Here is a 19,243-nt window from a genome sequence, read left to right on the forward strand (position 1 = left end):
ACCCGTAGGACAGGAGAGCCGATTGTCGTCCGACAGCAAGGGTCCGTGGAAGCCCAGTGACCGGGTCGCCGGCCTGCTCTTTGTGGACTTCGACGGAATGGCCGCCGACCCCGACGACGTCATCAGCGACGGCCTCGACGGAGGCTACCGGGACCGTACCGAGGCGCTGCGAGAGGTACTGCGGGATCCGCACGAGGATCCGGCAGGCCGTTTCCTGGCCTGTGTCGCGCTCACGCGCTGGGGAGACAAGAGCGGTTACGACGCCGTGGTCCGAGCGGCAGGAGATCCGGAGTCCGTTCCCTGGCGAGGTGCCTCGTACGATCGCCTGCACGGCCAGGACGACACCTTCGGCGTACTGGCCGACGCGGTGGGGGACAGCGTCGACATGGTGGAGGAGCGCGGCACGGCCGCGGACCGCCTGCGGGCCGTCGAGGCCCTGCTGAGCACTGCCGATCGTGTTCAGTTCGACCGGCACATCGGCTCACTGCTCCGGCGGGACGACGTCGCTGCCTGTCTGCCCGCCCTGCAGGCGGCCGTGACACGCGGCGTGACGCGGTTGACCGAGCAGCCCCCGTCCTACGACCTCGGTCTTCAACTGGCCCTGATGGTCAGTGCTGCCCATCGCGTCGATCCGGCCTGGGCCCAGGGCATGGCCCGCGACCTCATGGCTGCACAACCGGGCGAGCGCGCCCTGAGGGAGCTCGGCGAAGGCATGGGGGACGCCTGAACCTCGGCTTGTCCATCCTCGACGATGCGGTGAAGGCTGCCGTCAGCAGCTGCGGCAGAAGGGGATGGATCTTGCAGTGAACGGCGAGCCGCCGCGGGCCGTGCCGGGGCGCCGTGCGCTGGGTGGCTCCGTGCCCGGCGCTCGCGGACGGCCGCCTGCCGGAGCTCCCGGACCCGTACGAGCCCCTGCCGCTGATGTTCGAGCGGGGCGGCGGCTGCTCGATCGAGGAGTTCATCGACCTGTACGGGGTGATGATTCCTCGCGGCAGCTTCGAGTCCAGCCTTGCTGCCGAACCCTTCCTCACGCCGGTCTCCATCACGCTCGACGCCCTCGATCAGGATGCGGAGGGGCGCATCACCTGCTACGCGAGAATCAGCGATGATCACTCCCGCAGCAGCCCGCGCGGCATCGTGAGGCGGCGTGTCGTCGGCAGGGACGGTGGGACGCACGACGAGGCCTTCGCCCGGAACCTGCGCTGGAAGCCCACGGAACACCTGCGCCTTCGCTCAGAGGGACACAACGACGTGGACCATGTGAGGATCTCCGGACGGGAAGCGGCCGCATTCATCGAGTCCGTGACCGAACGGCTCGCGGGTACACCCTGATCGATGCCTGAGAAGCTCTGAGGAATCCGGTGACGTTCCCCGACTGAACCGGCGGGAGGCCGGGGCAGCCGTCTCGCCCATGGCTCCACCCGCCCTTGAGAGAAACATGTCCGTTCTTATGCGTGCGCCACAGGAGTGCGCGTCCTGGTTCTGGGACCTGGAGGACTGTGCACCGCCGGGTCTGCGGTCGGCGCTCAGCACCGCTGCTCGGATGTCCGACGTCCTGAAGAAGCACGAGTTGTTGACGCCGGACGCGCTGGAATGGTTCTGGATGGTCCCCGAGGCGGGAGGCGCGGTCGCCAAGACGCGTCTACGGCTCACGGCGCCTCTCGATGACGAGAGGACGGCGCGAAGGGTCGAGGAGTCGCGCCCCGTCGGCTTCCCGAATGCCGAGTTCAGCAGCTTCCTTGTGGCGGGGGCTGGGATGTGGTTCGACGAGCACGGCGTTCGGCGCCATGAGGACCGCCTGGTCGAGCTGACTGTTTCCTCCGAACCCCTGGGGCTTTCCGCCGACGTCTCCGTCCACCACGACATCTGGGGCCCGTTCGACTTCCGCGGCACGCCGCACCCCGACGTCCAGCGGCAGAACGCCCCACGTCTCGCGGCGGCCTTGAAGGAGCTCGACGAGCTGCTGGGCGTCGCCGCGGAGCCGGGGGGAGCCGACGTACTTCGGAAGGGCGGAAGGACACGGCGTCGCGGAGCCGGAGGTGACCGACGGACGCGGTCCCGACCTGACCGATCGGCTATGACCAACGAAGGGACGAAGGGCGGAACGCCTGCATGGCTTCGGAGCAGCCGGCACAGGAAGTGCGCGACTGGTTGATCGAGAACGGCTGGTCACCCGGCCGCGACATCGGCGAGAAAGCCGAGAAGATGGTCAGGGCCCGGATGGAGGACTCTGCACGGCAGGGCTTTGCACTGGTGCCGGTGCCGCCTGCCCTTCAGGTCATTCACGCCTACGGCGGGTTGAGGCTGCCGCATCCGAAGGCGCCGGATGTCGCGTGGGTCATGGAGCCGACCGTGGGGTACGACGGCGATGCCGCCGCCATTGCCGAGCTGGCCACGGGCCTCGGAGTGGGTCTGTTCCCCGTCGGGTACGAGGCCTCGGAGCATGGAATCCTCCTGGTGGACGAAAAAGGGCGTTTCTTCCACTTGCATCACACCGGGGGGTACTACCTGGGAAACGATGAATTCGACGCGTTCTCCCGGTTCTTGACGCTGTCGTCGGATCCCGACGCGGAGGACTATTTTGTCTGACCCGCTCACTGCGGTTCGCCGGGCTTCGCAAGGAACGCTGTGATCGCTTCTACGCCTGTCGCCCGATGGAGCTGGGCCCGTGACGACGAGACGTCCGACCCGTTGACCTGCTGTCTGCGCGATGTGCTGGCCGCGTACGCCGTACTGGCGGAACACCGGTTTGCGACGGTGAACCGGTGGTGCGTGTGTCCGTCACCGAGGCGGGCAGGGCGAACAGTTTTCTGTTCCAAGGACGGCTCACGGCGGGTTCGCCGGGGCCGAAGGCCGCTGTGCCGATGGCCGGCCGGGTCAGGGCGGCGCTGCGGGCAGGCGAGATCGGGGCCGTGGACGGGTTCGTGGAGTGCCCGGGCACGGTGGTGGTGAACGCCGAGGGTGAAGAGGCGCGGCTGGAAGGCCTCTTCCAGCTGAGCGCCTCGTCGTTCGCCGGTTTTGCCGGTGTCGAGTTGGCGACGCACACCGACGTGTGGCTGGCCCACGACCTGATGGGGCGTCCCCAGCCGGAGATCCATGCCGCGAACGCGCCTCGTCTGTCGGCGCTGCTGCGGGAGCTCTCGGAGGTGCTCGGTTCGGAGACGGATCCGGATGACCCGACCTGCTTCGCGAGGCCGACCGGGACCGGGGCCGAGAACTTCTTCGACGAGGACGGCAGGGCCGCGGATGTGTGGGGGAGTTTCGAGGTGCCCACCCGGTACGACGTGTTCGTGCACGCTCCGGGGTTCGGGCGGATCGGGTATCGGCGCACGGTCCGGGGCGAGGTGCGGTGTGTGCCGGTCCGGGACGGCCGGGGCGGGCTGCTCGGCCATCTGTGGGCCTCGGATGCGGAGGGGGCGGCGAGTTTCGAGCCGCGGGATGTCGGTGACGATGCCGTGTACCGTGCCGGGCTGGTGTGGCTGGAGCGGTTGAGGGCCGCACACGACCGGGGTCTGTCCCCCTCGGCTGCCCTGGCCGAGCTCGCCGCGCTGCCGGACGAGGACGGCGCGGGCCGTGCCGGTCCTTCCGCCGAAGCGCGGACGATCCCTCTGGCCGTCCTCCGCGAGCAGGCGAAGGCGACGCAGCGGTGACCGCGCCCGCCCGACGGGGCCTTCACCGTCCTCGTGGGAGCCCTGGTGGGGCTTCTGAAGGCGCACTCCGCCCCCTCCGGCATCGGTAGCCCCGCCTCCCGCACCGGCATCCCCACCCCCTGGATCCCCTGGGCTTCTCCACTTCTGTCACACCCCGGCGGTACCGTCGCAGCATGAGCACGGAGGTGAATCGGGTGGGGCAGGCCGGGGAGCGGCGGCTGGTCGTACTCGAGGGCGTCCTGGAGCGGATCACGTATGCCAACGAGGAGAACGGCTACACGGTCGCCCGGGTCGACACCGGCCGGGGCTCGGGCGAGCTGCTCACGGTGGTGGGCGCACTGCTCGGGGCCCAGGTGGGGGAGTCGCTGCGGATGGAGGGGCGCTGGGGCTCCCATCCGCAGTACGGCAGGCAGTTCCACGTCGAGAACTACACGACCGTCCTGCCGGCCACCGTCCAGGGCATCCGCCGGTACCTCGGCTCCGGGCTCGTCAAGGGCATCGGGCCGGTCTTCGCCGACCGCATCACCCAGCACTTCGGGCTGGACACCCTGAGGATCATCGAGGAGGAGCCCGAGCGGCTCATCGAGGTCCCCGGTCTCGGGCCCAAGCGGACCAGGAGGATCGCCGAGGCCTGGGAGGAGCAGAAGGCGATCAAGGAGGTGATGCTGTTCCTCCAGACCGTCGAGGTGTCCACCTCCATCGCGGTCCGCATCTACAAGCAGTACGGCGACGCCTCCATCTCCGTGGTGAAGAACCAGCCCTACCGGCTCGCCGCCGACGTCTGGGGCATCGGCTTCCTGACCGCCGACAAGATCGCCCGGTCCGTCGGCATCCCGCACGACAGCCCGGAGCGCGTCAAGGCGGGACTGCAGTACGCGCTGTCGCAGTCCGCCGACCAGGGCCACTGCTTCCTGCCCGAGGAGCGGCTGATCGCGGACACGGTCAAGCTCCTCCAGGTCGACACCGGGCTCGTCATCGAGTGTCTCGCCGAGCTCGCCCAGCCGCCGGAGGACGGCGGTGACCCCGGGGTCATACGGGAGAAGGTGCCGGGGCACGACGGAGGCGACCCGGTCACCGCCATCTATCTCGTGCCCTTCCACCGCGCCGAGATCTCCCTGTCCTCCCGGCTGCTGCGCCTGCTGCGCACCGAGGCCGACCGGCTGCCGTCCTTCCGGAACGTGGACTGGGACAAGGCGCTGGGCTGGCTCAAGAGCCGTACGGGGGCCGAGCTCGCCCCCGAGCAGGAGGCGGCCGTGAAGCTGGCGCTGACCGAGAAGGTGGCCGTGCTGACCGGTGGACCCGGGTGCGGCAAGTCCTTCACCGTGCGCTCGATCGTGGAGCTCGCCCGGGCGAAGAAGGCGAAGGTCGTGCTGGCCGCGCCCACCGGCCGCGCCGCCAAGCGGCTGTCCGAGCTCACCGGTGCGGAGGCCTCCACCGTCCACCGTCTGCTGGAGCTCAAGCCCGGCGGGGACGCCGCGTACGACAGGGACCGGCCGCTCGACGCCGACCTCGTGGTCGTCGACGAGGCGTCCATGCTGGACCTGCTGCTGGCGAACAAGCTGGTCAAGGCCGTGCCCCCGGGCGCCCACCTGCTGTTCGTCGGGGACGTCGACCAACTGCCCAGCGTCGGTGCCGGGGAGGTCCTCCGGGACCTGCTGTCCGACTCCAGTCCCATCCCCGCCGTCCGCCTCACCCGTGTGTTCCGCCAGGCCCAGCAGTCCGGCGTGGTGACCAACGCGCACCGGATCAACGCCGGAAAGCATCCGATCACCGACGGCATGAAGGACTTCTTCCTCTTCGTCGAGGAGGACACGGAGGAGGCCGGACGGCTCACCGTGGACGTGGCCGCGCGCCGCATCCCGGCCCGGTTCGGGCTCGACCCGCGCCGGGACGTGCAGGTGCTCGCGCCCATGCACCGCGGCCCGGCGGGCGCCGGCACACTGAACGGCCTGCTGCAGCAGGCCATCACCCCGGGGCGGCCGGATCTGCCGGAAAAGCGGTTCGGCGGACGGGTTTTCCGGGTCGGGGACAAGGTCACTCAGATTCGCAACAACTACGAGAAGGGGAGCAACGGCGTCTTCAACGGCACCGTGGGCGTGGTCACCTCGCTCGACCCGGTCGAGCAGCGTCTGACGGTGCTGACGGACGAGGACGAGGAGGTTCCGTACGAATTCGACGAACTGGACGAGCTGGCGCACGCGTACGCGGTGACCATCCACCGTTCCCAGGGCAGTGAGTATCCCGCCGTGGTGATCCCCGTCACCACCGGTGCATGGATGATGCTCCAGCGCAATCTGCTCTACACGGCGGTCACCCGGGCCAAGAAGCTGGTCGTCCTCGTCGGTTCGCGCAAGGCGATCGGTCAGGCGGTGCGCACGGTGTCGGCGGGGCGGCGCTGCACGGCGCTGGACTTCCGGCTCGCCGGCCGGCTGGCCGGCCCGGGGGCTCCCGGCCGGCTCCTCGACGGCCGGGAGCCGCTGCTCATGGAGTCGGAAGCCGCTTTCTGACGCCGCGTCACAAAAAATGATCGATCAAATGCGTCGCAAAGGTCACACAGGGCTTCCCGTGGCCGGAGCGAGCGGGCAAGATGAGCGGATTGGCGGCACTGAGTGCCGCCAACAAGCCCAATGGTCGACCCCGAGTGCACTCTCCTGAGCCAAATGGGGGATGGTAGAGACAGTCAGGGCACCTCAAAGATGAGGCACAACGTCGGTGAGGGAAGACGTGAGCGACAACTCTGTAGTACTGCGGTACGACGGTAACGAGTACACCTACCCGGTGGTCGACAGTACCGTCGGCGACAAGGGCTTCGACATCGGGAAGCTGCGCGCCCAGACGGGTCTGGTGACCCTGGACAGCGGATACGGCAACACGGCCGCCTACAAATCCGCCATCACCTACCTCGACGGTGAGAAGGGCATCCTCCGGTACCGCGGTTACCCGATCGAGCAGCTGGCCGAGCGCTCCACCTTCCTGGAGGTGGCTTACCTGCTGATCAACGGTGAGCTGCCGACCGCCGACGAGCTCGCCGCCTTCAAGTACAACATCACGCAGCACACCCTCCTGCACGAGGACGTCAAGAACTTCTACAAGGGCTTCCCTCGCGACGCCCACCCGATGGCGATGCTGTCGTCGGTGGTCTCGGCGCTGTCGACGTTCTACCAGGACAGCCACAACCCGTTCGACGAGACGCAGCGCAACCTCTCCACCATCCGCCTGCTCGCCAAGCTCCCGACGATCGCGGCGTACGCGTACAAGAAGTCGATCGGCCACCCCTTCGTCTACCCGCGCAACGACCTCGGTTACGTCGAGAACTTCCTGCGCATGACCTTCTCGGTCCCCGCCCAGGAGTACGAGCTGGACCCGGTCGTCGTCTCCGCGCTGGACAAGCTGCTGATTCTGCACGCGGACCACGAGCAGAACTGTTCGACCTCCACGGTCCGTCTGGTCGGCTCCTCGCAGGCCAACATGTTCGCCTCGATCTCGGCCGGCATCAACGCGCTGTGGGGCCCTCTGCACGGCGGCGCCAACCAGTCGGTGCTGGAGATGCTCGAGGGCATCCGTGACTCCGGCATCAGCGTCGACTCCTTCATCCGCAAGGTGAAGAACAAGGAGGACGGCGTCCGTCTGATGGGCTTCGGCCACCGGGTCTACAAGAACTTCGACCCGCGCGCCAAGATCATCAAGGCTGCCGCGCACGAAGTGCTCTCCGCGCTGGGCAAGAAGGACGAGCTTCTCGACATCGCCCTGAAGCTGGAGGAGCACGCGCTGTCCGACGACTACTTCGTCGAGCGCAAGCTCTACCCGAACGTCGACTTCTACACCGGTCTGATCTACCGGGCCATGGGCTTCCCGACCGAGATGTTCACGGTGCTGTTCGCCATCGGCCGGCTGCCGGGCTGGATCGCCCAGTGGCAGGAGATGATCAAGGAGCCGGGCTCCCGCATCGGCCGCCCGCGCCAGATCTACACGGGTGTGGTCCAGCGCGACTTCGTCCCCGTCGAGGAGCGCTGAGACGGACATCCGGTCTCATCGGGCCCCGTGTCCACGCGGTCGGCGGGCGCGGGGCCTCGCATCGGGCCCATCGAGCCCCTCATGGGCTGTGCCGAGCCCGAAGAGGCTGTGAGGAAAGCGGAAGGCGCCCCGGTACGCCGGTCCCCCCACGGGCCGACGACCAGGGCGCCTTCCCATGTCCCGGTACGGATTCCCCCCACGGGATCCGGCCGGGCGTCTGTGAGGTCCAGCGCCTGAATCGCTGCGAGCACGGCGAGCGAACTCGCCGTACCCCGCACCGCAGCCGTACTGCCGGTGCGGTCTGCCGGGACAGCGCACGCACGGGAGGGCCGCTCAAAGCTTCCCGCTGTACCTGCCCCGGCAACGCATCTCCGAGGAAGTCCCCCAAGACATCCCCGGTTGCCGGTCAGCGCCCCCCAAGACGCTGCCCGACAATGACAATCGCCAACTTAGACCTTCGAACCCCTTCGATGGTTACATTCACATCACTGTGATCTGTGTCTCTCGCGCATCTCCGCTCCGTACACAGGAGCCCACGTACGGTGAACGGGACTCCAGCGTAAGGATGATGCGTGAGCCTTGTGAAGAGCTTATGTGAGGCGCGCGTTGGACTTCTAGAGGGTCTCTGACTTCCGTCAGAAGTCGTGATCTCAACGGAATGTTCGCAGCCGCAGACTGTTGGTGACCACGAACACCGAGGAGAACGCCATCGCCGCCCCCGCGATCATCGGGTTGAGCAGCCCGGCGGCGGCCAGGGGCAGCGCGGCCACGTTGTAGCCGAAGGCCCACACCAGGTTGCCCTTGATGGTGGCCAGGGTCCGCCGGGACAGCCGGATGGCGTCCGCGACCACCCGCAGATCGCCGCGCACCAGGGTCAGATCGCCGGCCTCGATGGCGGCGTCCGTGCCGGTGCCCATCGCCAGACCCAGATCGGCGGTGGCGAGCGCGGCCGCGTCGTTGACGCCGTCGCCGACCATGGCCACGCTCCGCCCCTCGGCCTGGAGCCGCCGGACGACGTCGACCTTGTCCTGCGGCAGCACCTCGGCGATCACGTCCTGGGGGTCGATCCCGACCGCCCGTGCCACGGTCTCGGCGACCGTGCGGTTGTCCCCGGTCAGCAGCATGGGGCGCAGTCCCAGCGCGCGCAGCTCCCGTACGGCCTCGGCGCTGGTCTCCTTGACCGCGTCGGCCACGGTGACGACACCCCGGGGCACCCCGTCCCAGCCGACGACGACCGCCGTACGGCCCTCGCTCTCGGCCTCGTGGCGGGCGCGGGCCACCTCCTGCGGCAGCCGGGCGGCGAGGTCCGCGAACCGGCCCACGGTCACCTCGTGGCCCTCCACGCGCCCGCGTACGCCCTGCCCGGGGACGTTCTCGAAGTGCTCGACCGGGGGCAGCGGTCCCACCCGCTCCTCGGCGCCGGCGGCGACGGCCCGGGCGACCGGGTGCTCGGAGGCGTGCTCCAGGGCGCCCGCGAGGCGCAGCAGCTGCTTCTCGTCGGTGCTCTCGGCGGCGTACACCTCCTGGAGGGTCATACGGCCCGTGGTGACCGTTCCGGTCTTGTCCAGGACGACGGTGTCGACACGGCGGGTGGACTCCAGCACCTCGGGACCCTTGATCAGGATGCCGAGCTGCGCGCCCCGGCCGGTGCCGACCATCAGCGCGGTCGGTGTGGCCAGACCCAGGGCGCACGGGCAGGCGATGATCAGCACCGCGACGGCCGCGGTGAAGGCCGCGGTCGCGTCACCGGTGACGAACAGCCAGGTGAGCAGAGTGCCCAGGGCGATGACCAGGACGACCGGCACGAAGACCGCCGAGATCCGGTCGGCCAGCCGCTGCACCTCGGCCTTGCCGTTCTGCGCGTCCTCGACCAGCTGCGCCATGCGCGCGAGCTGGGTGTCCGCGCCGACCCGGGTGGCCTCGACCACCAGACGGCCGCCCGCGTTGACCGTGGCACCCGTGACGGTGTCGCCGACACCGACGTCCACCGGCACCGACTCGCCGGTCAGCATGGAGGCGTCGATCGCCGAGGTGCCCTCGACGACCGTGCCGTCGGTGGCGACCTTCTCCCCGGGCCGTACGACGAACCGGTCGCCGACGGCCAGCGCGGACACCGGGATCCGTACCTCCGTGCCGTTGCGCAGGACCGCGACGTCCTTCGCGCCCAGCTCCATCAGCGCCCGCAGCGCCGCCCCCGCCCGCCGCTTGGAGCGGGCCTCCAGGAAACGGCCGAGCAGGATGAACGCCACGACTCCGGCGGCGACCTCCAGATAGATCGTGGAGGACGCGTCCGTCCGGGAGACGGCGAGGCTGAACTCGTGGCGCATGCCGGGCATGCCCGCATGGCCGAGGAACAGGGCCCACAGCGACCAGCCGAACGCGGCCAGGGTGCCGATCGAGACCAGCGTGTCCATGGTGGCGGCGCCGTGCCGGGCGTTGGTCAGGGCCGCCCGGTGGAACGGCAGACCGCCCCAGACGACGACCGGCGCGGCGAGGGTCAGCGAGAGCCACTGCCAGTGGTCGAACTGCAGGGCCGGGACCATGGCGAGCAGGACGACGGGGGCGGCGAGGACCGCGGAAACGATCAGGCGCCGGCGCAGGGAGGCCGGCTCGGGATCCTGGGGTGCCTGCCGCTCGGCCGGCTCCGCTCCGGCCTCCGGTTCCGGCTCCGGCCGCGGGGGCTCCTCGGCCGTGTAACCCGTCTTCACCACGGTGGCGATCAGGTCGTCGACGGACACCTCGGGAGGGTGGGCGATCCTGGCCTTTCCCGTGGCGAAGTTGACCGTCGCGGTGACGCCGTCCATGCGGTTGAGCTTCTTCTCGACGCGGGCCGCACAGGAAGCGCAGGTCATCCCACCGATGAGCAGCTCGACCTCGGGGAGGTCCGGCCGGTGGGCCGGGGATGTCTGCGGGGCGGTGGAGGTATTCATCCGGAACTCCAGACGGCGGACGGGAGGGAGGGGGAGCGGCGTTGCGGGCTCCGTCAGGCCGTGCCGACGAGCTCGAAGCCGGCCTCGTCCACGGCGGCGCGCACCGCCTCCTCGTCGAGCGGGGCCGCGGAGACGACGGTGACCTCGCCGGTGGAGGCGACGGCCTTCACCGAGCTGACACCGGGCAGCTCGGAGATCTCGGCGGAGACGGCGCCCTCGCAGTGCCCGCAGCTCATCCCGCTCACCTTGTAGACGGTGGTGACGGCGGCGGTGTCCGGGGTGTCGGTCCGGTCGGTCATGGCGTACTCCTCGGTCGTGCTGTGTCGTGTGTCGTGAGGGATGGGATGCGCGAGGCCCACGGGCCGCGCTTGCACACAACACTATACCCCTAGGGGGTATTCCCCAAAGGGTGGCGGTTCCGGCGCGCCGCCTCCGCGTCCGCCGCGGGCCGGGCAGAGGGGAAGGGAGTCCGCCGGCAGTGGCGGCCGGCGGGGAGGCCGGGGATTTCTTCCGGGTGCCGGGCGGGGGAGGGCGGGGACGGGAGCGGGGGCAGGGACAGGCTTGGGCGCGTCTCGAGGCCGTGAGAGCCCCGTACTACCGTTCCGCCGGAAGCGGTGGGCCGCGGGGAAGACCCGGACGGAAGGCGAGGCGGCGGATGCGGGCTGTGGTGTTCGAGCGGTACGGGGAGCCGGCCGAGGTGCGGGAGGTGGCCGATCCGCGGCCCGCGGAGCACGGGGTCGTGGTGCGGGTCGAGGCGACCGGCCTGTGCCGCAGCGACTGGCACGGCTGGCAGGGCCACGACCCCGGCATCGCACTGCCGCACGTGCCGGGGCACGAACTCGCCGGGACCGTGGAGGAGGTGGGTCCGCGGGTGACCCGCTGGCGGCCCGGCGACCGGGTCACCGTGCCCTTCGTCTGCGCCTGCGGCACCTGCCCCGCCTGTGCGGCCGGCGACCAGCAGGTGTGCGAGCGGCAGACCCAGCCGGGCTTCACGCACTGGGGCTCCTTCGCCCAGTACACGGCGCTCGACCACGCCGATGTGAACCTGGTCGCCGTACCCGACGGGATGTCCTTCGCGACGGCGGCCTCGCTCGGCTGCCGGTTCGCCACGGCGTTCCGCGCCGTGGTCCAGCAGGGCCGGGTCGCCGCCGGCGAGTGGGTCGCCGTGCACGGCTGCGGCGGTGTGGGGCTGTCGGCGGTGATGATCGCGGCGGCGTCGGGGGCCAGGGTGGTGGCGGTGGACGTGTCCGCCCAGGCCCTGGAGCTGGCCCGGGCGTTCGGTGCCGAGCACTGCGTGGACGCGACCGGCGTACGGGACACGGCGGAGCGGGTGCGCGAGGTGACCGGCGGTGGCGCCCACCTCTCGCTCGACGCGCTCGGCTCGCCCGCCACCTGCGCGGCCTCGGTGAACGGGCTGCGCCGCCGGGGCCGCCATGTCCAGGTCGGCCTGCTGCCCTCCCCGGAGGGCACCACCCCGGTGCCCATGGCGCGTGCGATCGCCCTGGAGCTGGAGCTCCTGGGCAGCCACGGCATGGCCGCGCACGCCTATCCGCAGATGCTTCGGCTGGTGGAGGCCGGTGTGCTGCGGCCGGACCTGCTGGTGACCTCGACCATCCCCCTGGAGGCCGCCCCGGAGGCGCTCGCGGCGATGGGGACGGCACCGGGCGCCGGGGTCACGGTCATCGAGCCGTGGAGCTGACCTGACCCGAAGGCCGAGGCGCCGAAGGACAAGAAGTCAAAAGGCAAGAAGTCAAAAGGCAAGGGGGACAAGGGCTTCGGCCGGCCCCGCGGCCGCGGTTGCCGGGCCGTGCGGCCGGTCGGACGCGTACCTCCCCTGTGCGCCCCGGCGGCTGAGGGGGCCGCCGGGGGAGCCGGGTGCTGCCGGTGCCCGTCAAGCCTGTGCCCGGTCGATCGGCCGGCGGCGTTCCGTACGCACCGGCAAGCGCCTGTCGCCGGATGCGGCCGACCGCGGACCCGCACGCGTGCGGCACGCGCGACACGGCGGAGGTCCTTGCGGCGCGTCCAAGACGTCCCCTCACTCTCGTCCGAATGTCCGGACAAACCATTGACAGGGCTGCGTGCCGGCATTACAACCGGTAGAGGCCGCCGATGGACGGTGTGGACATACGGCGCCACGACGGACGAAGAGTTCATATCCCTGGTGGTGAGGGCACTTTGGGTGAGGACCCCACGTGCCCTCGCGGCACCCGGGCACCGATCGCCTCCGGCGCGGAAGGCCGCTTCGCCCTGGCAGGAGCGAAGGCGAGCGCAGACTCCCCGCCCGCTACGGCCCCGCGCCGGAGGTCCCCGGCAGATCCCGGTATCCGCGCCGGAAGCGGTGTGCGGCGGACGGCCGTATGCCGCCTGCCCGTGACCTTTGCGCCACTTCCTCGGCGCGGCGCGCACGGCGGCACGTCCACATGTGTCTACGTGGGGACGGAAACCGCAGACACAGTGTCGGGGGCGCCCGACGCGCAACGCTGCTGGGATGGACGTGCGACCCAGGCCGCGACCCGACCGTCGGCGGCCGGAGCACATGAGCTGTACGAACGGCAGGTCTCGACCCGACGCCGCCATCTGCGAAGGAGTAACCGGGCATGACGAAGATCGTCAACCACTGGATCGGCGGAAAGACCGTCGAAGGCGCCTCGGGGACGTACGGGCCGGTCACGGACCCGGCGACCGGCGCGGTCACCACGAAGGTGGCGTTCGCATCCGTCGAGGAGGTGGACGCCGCGGTCGCCGCCGCCAAGGACGCCTTCGCCACCTGGGGGCAGTCCTCCCTGGCCCAGCGGACCTCGATCCTGTTCAAGTTCCGCGCGCTGGTGGACGCCCACCGCGACGAGCTCGCCAGGCTGATCACCGCCGAGCACGGCAAGGTGCACTCCGACGCGCTCGGCGAGGTCGCACGCGGACTGGAGATCGTCGATCTGGCCTGCGGCATCAATGTGCAGCTCAAGGGCGAGCTGTCCACCCAGGTCGCCACCCGTGTGGACGTGGCCGCGATCCGGCAGCCGCTGGGCGTGGTCGCCGGCATCACCCCGTTCAACTTCCCGGCGATGGTCCCGATGTGGATGTTCCCCATCGCCATCGCCTGCGGCAACACCTTCGTGCTCAAGCCCAGCGAGAAGGACCCGTCGGCGTCGATCCGCCTCGCCGAGCTGCTGGCCGAGGCCGGGCTGCCCGACGGCGTGTTCAACGTCGTGCAGGGTGACAAGGTGGCCGTCGACCGGCTCCTGGAGCACCCGGACGTCCAGGCGGTCTCCTTCGTCGGCTCCACCCCGATCGCCCGTCACATCCACGCCACCGCCTCCGCCCACGGCAAGCGCGTCCAGGCCCTGGGCGGCGCCAAGAACCACATGCTGGTGCTGCCGGACGCCGACCTGGACGCCGCCGCCGACGCCGCCGTCTCGGCCGCGTACGGCTCGGCGGGCGAGCGCTGCATGGCGATCTCGGCCGTCGTGGCGGTCGGCTCGATCGGCGACGAGCTGGTGGAGAAGATCCGCGAGCGCGCCGAGAAGATCAAGATCGGCCCCGGCAACGACCCGGCCTCCGAGATGGGCCCGCTGATCACCAAGGAGCACCGCGACAGGGTGGCCTCCTACGTGACCAATGCCGCGAGCGAGGGCGCCGAGGTGGTCCTCGACGGCACCGGCTACACCGTGGAGGGCTACGAGAACGGCCACTGGATCGGCATCTCGCTGCTCGACAAGGTGCCGACCACCTCGAAGGCGTACCAGGACGAGATCTTCGGCCCGGTGCTGTGCGTGCTGCGCGTGGACACCTACGAGGAGGGCGTGGCCCTCATCAACGCCTCGCCGTTCGGCAACGGCACCGCGATCTTCACCCGGGACGGCGGCGCGGCCCGCCGCTTCCAGCTGGAGGTCGAGGCCGGCATGGTCGGCGTCAACGTGCCGATCCCGGTCCCGGTGGGCTACCACTCCTTCGGCGGCTGGAAGGACTCGCTCTTCGGTGACCACCACATCTACGGCAACGACGGCACCCACTTCTACACCCGCGGCAAGGTGATCACCAGCCGCTGGCCGGACCCGTCCGAGTCCCCGGCGGGCGTGGACCTCGGCTTCCCCCGCAACCACTGACCGTCCGCGCGGACGGCGGACCGTCCGGCCTCCGTCCGGCCCCGCCGTCCGCGGCGGTGCCGTGCGGGCGGGGCGTGTACCACGGACGCGGTACGCCGCGGCCGTTCCGTCCTCCCCGAGGAGGGGACGGGAGTCGGCCTCACGGGGGCACCGGCCGCCGCCGGCGGCCCGTACGGTGGAGGCATGGATCTTCGACTGCCCGCACTGCGCGGGCTGCGGCGAAGGCCCCGGCGGCTGCTGGCCGCCGGGGCCGCTGTCGTCGTCCTCGCCGGTGCCGGGACCTGGACGGCGGTCGCCTCCGGCGACCCGCCTCCGGTGCACCGCGCCGACCGGGTCATGACCATGGGCGACGGGGTGCGGATCGACACCTCGTACTTCACCCCGGCCGGCCCCGGCCGGCACCCCGCGGTCCTGCTCGGGCACGGCTTCGGCGGCAGCAAGGACGACGTACGGCAGCAGGCGGAGGACCTCGCCAGGGCCGGGTACGCGGTGCTGACCTGGTCGGCGCGCGGCTTCGGCAGGTCCACCGGGAAGATCGGGCTGAACGACCCCAAGGCCGAGGTCGCCGACGTCTCGAGGCTGATCGACTGGCTGGCTAAGCGGCCCGAGGTCGAGCTGGACAGGGCCGGCGACCCCCGCCTGGGCATGGCCGGCGCCTCCTACGGCGGCGCGGTCTCCCTGCTCGCCGCCGGACACGACGACCGGGTGGACGCCATCGCCCCGTCGATCACGTACTGGAACCTCGCGGACGCCCTGTTCCCGGGCGGCGTGTTCAAGAAACTGTGGGCGGGCTGGTTCATCAGCGCCGGCGGCGGCTGCGGGAAGCTCGAACCCACCCTGTGCCGGATGTACGAGCGGGTCGCCGAGTCGGGACGGCCGGACGCCGAGGCACGCAGGCTGCTCGAGGCGCGGTCGCCGTCCGCCGTCGGTGACCGGATCAGGGTGCCGACGCTGCTGGTGCAGGGCCAGTCCGACTCGCTCTTCCCGCTCGACCAGGCCGATGCCGCCGCGAGGACGATCCGGGCGAACGGCGCACCGGTCGGCGTCGACTGGATCGCCGGCGGCCACGACGGCGGCGACCCGGAGACCGGCCGGGTCCGGGCACGGGTGAGGAGCTGGTTCGACCGCCACCTCAAGAACGACAGGAGCGCCGCCACCGGGCCCGCCTTCCGCGTCACCCGCACCGGAGGCGTCGACTCCACCGACGGCCGGGCCATCCTGCGCGGCGCGAGCGCCGACGCCTATCCGGGGCTGCGGAACGGACAGCGGTCCATCGCCCTGAGCGGAGGCGAGCAGCGCTTCGAGAACCCCGCGGGGGCCGGCCCGCCCGCCGTGTCCTCCCTGCCCGGCCTCGGCGGCTCCGGCTCCCTGGCCCAACTGTCCTCGCTCGGCGCCGGTGTGTCGCTGGACCTCCCCGGCCAGCACGCGCGGTTCGACTCCGCGCCCCTCGAGAGCGACCTGCGCATCACCGGGTCGCCCACGGTGACCGTCCGCATCACGTCCACCAGTGACGACGCGGTGCTCTTCGCCAAGGTGTACGACGTCGGGCCGGGCGCGGCGCGTCCGGTGCTGCCCGCCCAGCTGGTGCAGCCCGTGCGGGTCGAGGGCGCCAAGGCCGGCAGGGACGTCACCCTCACCCTCCCGGCGATCGACCACGAGGTGCGCAAGGGCCACCGGCTCCGTCTGGTCCTGGCCTCCACCGACCTCGGCTACGCCTCCCCGGCCGCCCCGGCCCACTACACCGTCGCGCTCGCGGGCGACCTGAAGGTGCCGACCGCACCCCGGGTGACCACCGCGGCGGGGCCGCTGCCCGCGTGGGTGTGGTGGCTGCCGCTCGCCGGCGCGGCGGTCGCGCTCGCCCTGCCGGCGACCGCCCGCCGGCGCACCGCCGCGCCCGCCCCGGATCCGGAACTGGCCGGCGTCCCGCTGCAGATCACCGGCCTGAGCAAGCGGTACGCCGGATCGGCGGACAGATACGCGGTGCGGGACCTGTCCTTCCGGGTGGAGAGGGGCCAGGTGCTCGGCCTGCTCGGGCCGAACGGCGCCGGCAAGACCACCACCCTGCGCATGCTGATGGGACTGATCCGGCCGGACGACGGCGAGATCCGCGTGTTCGGCCACGCCGTCCGGCCCGGCGCGCCCGTGCTGTCGCGGGTCGGCGCCTTCGTCGAGGGCGCGGGCTTCCTGCCCCATCTGTCCGGCCGGGAGAACCTGGAGCTGTACTGGCGGGCCACCGGCCGCCCGCCCGAGGACGCCCGCCTGGACGAGGCCCTGGAGATCGCCGGACTCGGCGACGCCCTGGACCGCGCGGTGCGCACCTACTCGCAGGGCATGCGCCAGCGCCTGGCGATCGCCCAGGCCATGCTGGGCCTGCCGGACCTGCTGATCCTGGACGAGCCGGCCAACGGCCTCGACCCGCCCCAGATCCGCGAGATGCGCGAGGTGATGATCCGCTACGCGGCCGGCGGCCGCACGGTGATCGTCTCCAGCCATCTGCTCGCCGAGGTCGAGCAGTCCTGCACGCACCTGGTGGTGATGGACCGCGGGCGGCTGGTGCGGGCCGGTCCGGTCGGCGAGATCACCGGCTCCGGGGACACCCTGCTGGTCGGCACCGCCACGCCCGTGGAGGAGCCGGTCGTGGAGAAGGTCGCCGCCCTGCCCGGCGTGGCCTCGGCGGTGCGGACCGAGGAGGGCCTGCTGGTCCGGCTGGAGCCCGGCGGCACGGCCCAGAGCCTGGTCGTGGACCTGGTGCGCCTGGAGGTGCCCGTCTCCTCGGTCGGCCCGCACCGCCGGCTGGAGGACGCCTTCCTCACCCTGATCGGAGGTTCCGCATGAGCACGCCCGCCCAGAGCGCCGAGGCCGCCTCCGGCTACCGGGCGGGCCGCACCCTGCCCCTGCGGGTCGAGCTGGTGCGGCAGCTGAAACGGCGTCGCACGCTGGTCATGGGCGGCATCCTGGCCGCACTGCCCTTCGTGCTGGCCGTCGCCTTCGCGATCGGAGGCGAGCCGGGAGGACGCAACGACCGGGTGACGCTGATGGACGCGGCCACCGCGTCCGGCGCCAACTTCGCCGCGGTGAACCTGTTCGTGTCGGCGGGCTTCCTGCTGGTGATCCCGGTGGCGCTGTTCTGCGGGGACACGGTCGCCTCCGAGGCGAACTGGTCCTCCCTGCGCTATCTGCTCGCCGCGCCCGTGCCCCGGGCCCGGCTGCTGTGGTCGAAGCTGGTCGTCGGGCTCGGGCTGAGCCTGGCCGCGATGGTGCTGCTGCCGTCCGTGGCGCTCGCGGTCGGCACGGCCGCCTATGGCTGGGAGCCGCTGCGGATCCCCACCGGCGGCGCGCTGGACGCGGGCACCGCCGTGCGGCGGCTGGTGGTGGTCGTGGCGTACCTCTTTGTGTCGCAACTGGTCACCGCGGGCCTGGCGTTCTGGCTGTCGACCAGGACGGACGCGCCCCTGGGCGCCGTGGGCGGGGCGGTCGGGCTGACCGTCGTGGGCAATGTCCTGGACGCCGTCACGGCTCTGGGAGGCTGGCGCGACTTCCTGCCCGCGCACTGGCAGTTCGCCTGGGTCGACGCCCTGCAGCCGCGCCCGGAGTGGTCCGGGATGATCCAGGGCACGGCGGTCTCCGTCACCTGTGCGCTGGTGCTGTTCGCCCTGGCCTTCCGCGGGTTCGCCCAGAAGGACGTGGTGTCGTGACCCGGCTGCGGCCAACCGGGTGAACTCCCGACACCAATGCGCACGCATCGGGTTGAGGAAACAGGCAGGGCACGCGGCGCCACGGCCGGCGGACGCACCCGTGCCCGGCAGGTCTCGGTTTTCCCGATCCGTCAAGCAGGAAGACAAGCGCATTGCGACAGACACTGAGCAGGGGAGTGTGCGCGGCAGCCGCCGCCACGGGCATTCTGTCCCTGTACGGCGGCACCGCCCTCGCCGACACGTCCGCGACCGGAGCCGCCGAGGGCTCTCCCGGCATGCTGTCCGGGAACACCGTGCAGGTGCCGGCCGAGGTGCCGGTGAACGTGTGCGGCAACACCGTCGGTGTGCTCGCGGCGTTGAACGGGGCGTTCGGCAACTCCTGCGTCAACGCCGCGGACGAGGAGGACGAGGACGAGGAGGAGCAGCCGCCCCTGCCCTCCCCCGGCGGCTGCACGGACGACTGCGAGCCGGCCCCGCCGGTCGCCCCCGCCCCGCAGCCCCCGCGCACCACCCCTCCGCCCACACGGACCGACCGGACGCCGCCTCCGACCACGGTCGAGCAGCCCGGCAAGCCGCCGCAGCTGGCCGAGACCGGCGGCAAGGCCCTGCTGGCGGCCTCGGCGGCCGGCGCCGCACTGATCACGGGCGGCACGATGCTGTACCGCCGCGGCCGTGCTGCTTCCCACCGGTAGTCCCACCGGCAGCCGCCACCGGTGCCGGGCAGAGGTCCTGCGCCGGCCGTGCACCGGCGGCAGCCGGCCCGGCACCACCAGTCGGGTGCCCGCGCCCTTCGGGGACCGGGCGCGGACGGACCGGACCGGCGGGGCCACCGCCACAGGGCGGCCCCGGCCGGT

General features: G+C 71.5%; 14 protein-coding genes and 1 pseudogene. 13 read left to right on the forward strand and 2 right to left on the reverse strand.

Going from position 1 to position 19,243, the window contains the following annotated elements:
* The first annotated feature begins 22 nt into the window (after positions 1 to 22).
* The 7 genes from ABD224_RS20105 (at position 23) to ABD224_RS20135 (ending at position 7,664) form a co-directional block, all read left to right on the forward strand.
* Positions 23 to 727, forward strand: coding sequence for a hypothetical protein (locus tag ABD224_RS20105; RefSeq protein WP_344051828.1), 705 nt, complete (start codon positions 23 to 25; stop codon positions 725 to 727).
* 122 nt (positions 728 to 849) lie between these two features.
* A complete protein-coding gene (locus ABD224_RS20110; protein WP_344051830.1) occupies positions 850 to 1,332 on the forward strand; it encodes a hypothetical protein in 483 nt (160 codons plus the stop codon).
* A gap of 211 nt (positions 1,333 to 1,543) precedes the next feature.
* Positions 1,544 to 2,155 (forward strand): hypothetical protein, encoded by a 612-nt coding sequence (locus ABD224_RS20115; protein WP_344051832.1) that lies wholly within the window; start codon positions 1,544 to 1,546, stop codon positions 2,153 to 2,155.
* Positions 2,113 to 2,589, forward strand: a complete 477-nt coding sequence (locus tag ABD224_RS20120) for an SUKH-3 domain-containing protein (RefSeq protein WP_344051834.1) — start codon at positions 2,113 to 2,115, stop codon at positions 2,587 to 2,589. Before ABD224_RS20115 ends, ABD224_RS20120 begins: the two co-directional genes overlap by 43 nt.
* Before the next feature lie 176 nt (positions 2,590 to 2,765).
* Positions 2,766 to 3,650, forward strand: a complete 885-nt coding sequence (locus tag ABD224_RS20125) for a hypothetical protein (protein ID WP_344051836.1) — start codon at positions 2,766 to 2,768, stop codon at positions 3,648 to 3,650.
* A gap of 173 nt (positions 3,651 to 3,823) precedes the next feature.
* Positions 3,824 to 6,157, forward strand: a complete 2,334-nt coding sequence (gene recD2 / locus ABD224_RS20130) for an SF1B family DNA helicase RecD2 (RefSeq protein ID WP_344051838.1) — start codon at positions 3,824 to 3,826, stop codon at positions 6,155 to 6,157.
* A gap of 217 nt (positions 6,158 to 6,374) precedes the next feature.
* Positions 6,375 to 7,664 (forward strand): citrate synthase, encoded by a 1,290-nt coding sequence (locus ABD224_RS20135; RefSeq protein ID WP_344051840.1) that lies wholly within the window; start codon positions 6,375 to 6,377, stop codon positions 7,662 to 7,664.
* A 650-nt stretch (positions 7,665 to 8,314) separates the two neighbouring features.
* Here ABD224_RS20135 and ABD224_RS20140 read toward each other — a convergent pair.
* A complete protein-coding gene (locus tag ABD224_RS20140) occupies positions 8,315 to 10,594 on the reverse strand; it encodes a heavy metal translocating P-type ATPase (RefSeq protein WP_344051842.1) in 2,280 nt (759 codons plus the stop codon).
* Between the two features lie 53 nt (positions 10,595 to 10,647).
* Positions 10,648 to 10,893 carry a heavy-metal-associated domain-containing protein gene (locus ABD224_RS20145; RefSeq protein WP_344051844.1) on the reverse strand — a complete coding sequence of 82 codons (246 nt, stop codon included), beginning with the start codon at positions 10,891 to 10,893 and terminating at the stop codon, positions 10,648 to 10,650.
* Positions 10,894 to 11,249: 356 nt separating this feature from the next.
* Here ABD224_RS20145 and ABD224_RS20150 point away from each other — a divergent pair, with 356 nt between their 5' ends.
* The 6 genes and pseudogenes from ABD224_RS20150 (at position 11,250) to ABD224_RS20175 (ending at position 19,081) form a co-directional block, all read left to right on the forward strand.
* On the forward strand, positions 11,250 to 12,293 hold the full coding sequence (locus tag ABD224_RS20150) for a zinc-dependent alcohol dehydrogenase family protein (RefSeq protein WP_344051846.1): 1,044 nt from the start codon (positions 11,250 to 11,252) through the stop codon (positions 12,291 to 12,293).
* A 713-nt stretch (positions 12,294 to 13,006) separates the two neighbouring features.
* A pseudogene (locus ABD224_RS20155) lies at positions 13,007 to 13,195 on the forward strand (hypothetical protein); the annotation flags it as partial.
* Positions 13,192 to 14,694 carry a CoA-acylating methylmalonate-semialdehyde dehydrogenase gene (gene mmsA / locus ABD224_RS20160; protein ID WP_344051848.1) on the forward strand — a complete coding sequence of 501 codons (1,503 nt, stop codon included), beginning with the start codon at positions 13,192 to 13,194 and terminating at the stop codon, positions 14,692 to 14,694. The pseudogene ABD224_RS20155 and the gene mmsA, both read left to right, overlap by 4 nt.
* Positions 14,695 to 14,877: 183 nt before the next feature.
* Positions 14,878 to 17,529, forward strand: coding sequence for a CocE/NonD family hydrolase (locus ABD224_RS20165; protein ID WP_344051851.1), 2,652 nt, complete (start codon positions 14,878 to 14,880; stop codon positions 17,527 to 17,529).
* Positions 17,526 to 18,389: an ABC transporter permease gene (locus ABD224_RS20170; protein ID WP_344051853.1), complete on the forward strand. Its 864-nt coding sequence runs from the start codon at positions 17,526 to 17,528 to the stop codon at positions 18,387 to 18,389. The genes ABD224_RS20165 and ABD224_RS20170 overlap by 4 nt, the downstream gene beginning before the upstream one ends.
* Positions 18,390 to 18,541: 152 nt before the next feature.
* Positions 18,542 to 19,081 (forward strand): chaplin, encoded by a 540-nt coding sequence (locus ABD224_RS20175; RefSeq protein WP_344051855.1) that lies wholly within the window; start codon positions 18,542 to 18,544, stop codon positions 19,079 to 19,081.
* Positions 19,082 to 19,243: the final 162 nt, after the last annotated feature.

The organism is Streptomyces thermoalcalitolerans (assembly GCF_039525155.1).
GTDB classification, from domain to species: domain Bacteria; phylum Actinomycetota; class Actinomycetes; order Streptomycetales; family Streptomycetaceae; genus Streptomyces; species Streptomyces thermovulgaris.

What these genes read in the sequence shown, in the direction of transcription:
- ABD224_RS20115 (WP_344051832.1), top strand. Translation starts at nt 1,544, where the DNA reads ATGTCCGACGTCCTGAAGAAGCACGAGTTGTTGACGCCGGACGCGCTG.
- ABD224_RS20120 (WP_344051834.1), top strand. Translation starts at nt 2,113, where the DNA reads ATGGCTTCGGAGCAGCCGGCACAGGAAGTGCGCGACTGGTTGATCGAG.
- recD2 (WP_344051838.1), top strand. Translation starts at nt 3,824, where the DNA reads ATGAGCACGGAGGTGAATCGGGTGGGGCAGGCCGGGGAGCGGCGGCTG.
- ABD224_RS20140 (WP_344051842.1), bottom strand. Translation starts at nt 10,594, where the DNA reads ATGAATACCTCCACCGCCCCGCAGACATCCCCGGCCCACCGGCCGGAC.
- ABD224_RS20145 (WP_344051844.1), bottom strand. Translation starts at nt 10,893, where the DNA reads ATGACCGACCGGACCGACACCCCGGACACCGCCGCCGTCACCACCGTC.
- ABD224_RS20150 (WP_344051846.1), top strand. Translation starts at nt 11,250, where the DNA reads ATGCGGGCTGTGGTGTTCGAGCGGTACGGGGAGCCGGCCGAGGTGCGG.
- mmsA (WP_344051848.1), top strand. Translation starts at nt 13,192, where the DNA reads ATGACGAAGATCGTCAACCACTGGATCGGCGGAAAGACCGTCGAAGGC.
- ABD224_RS20165 (WP_344051851.1), top strand. Translation starts at nt 14,878, where the DNA reads ATGGATCTTCGACTGCCCGCACTGCGCGGGCTGCGGCGAAGGCCCCGG.
- ABD224_RS20170 (WP_344051853.1), top strand. Translation starts at nt 17,526, where the DNA reads ATGAGCACGCCCGCCCAGAGCGCCGAGGCCGCCTCCGGCTACCGGGCG.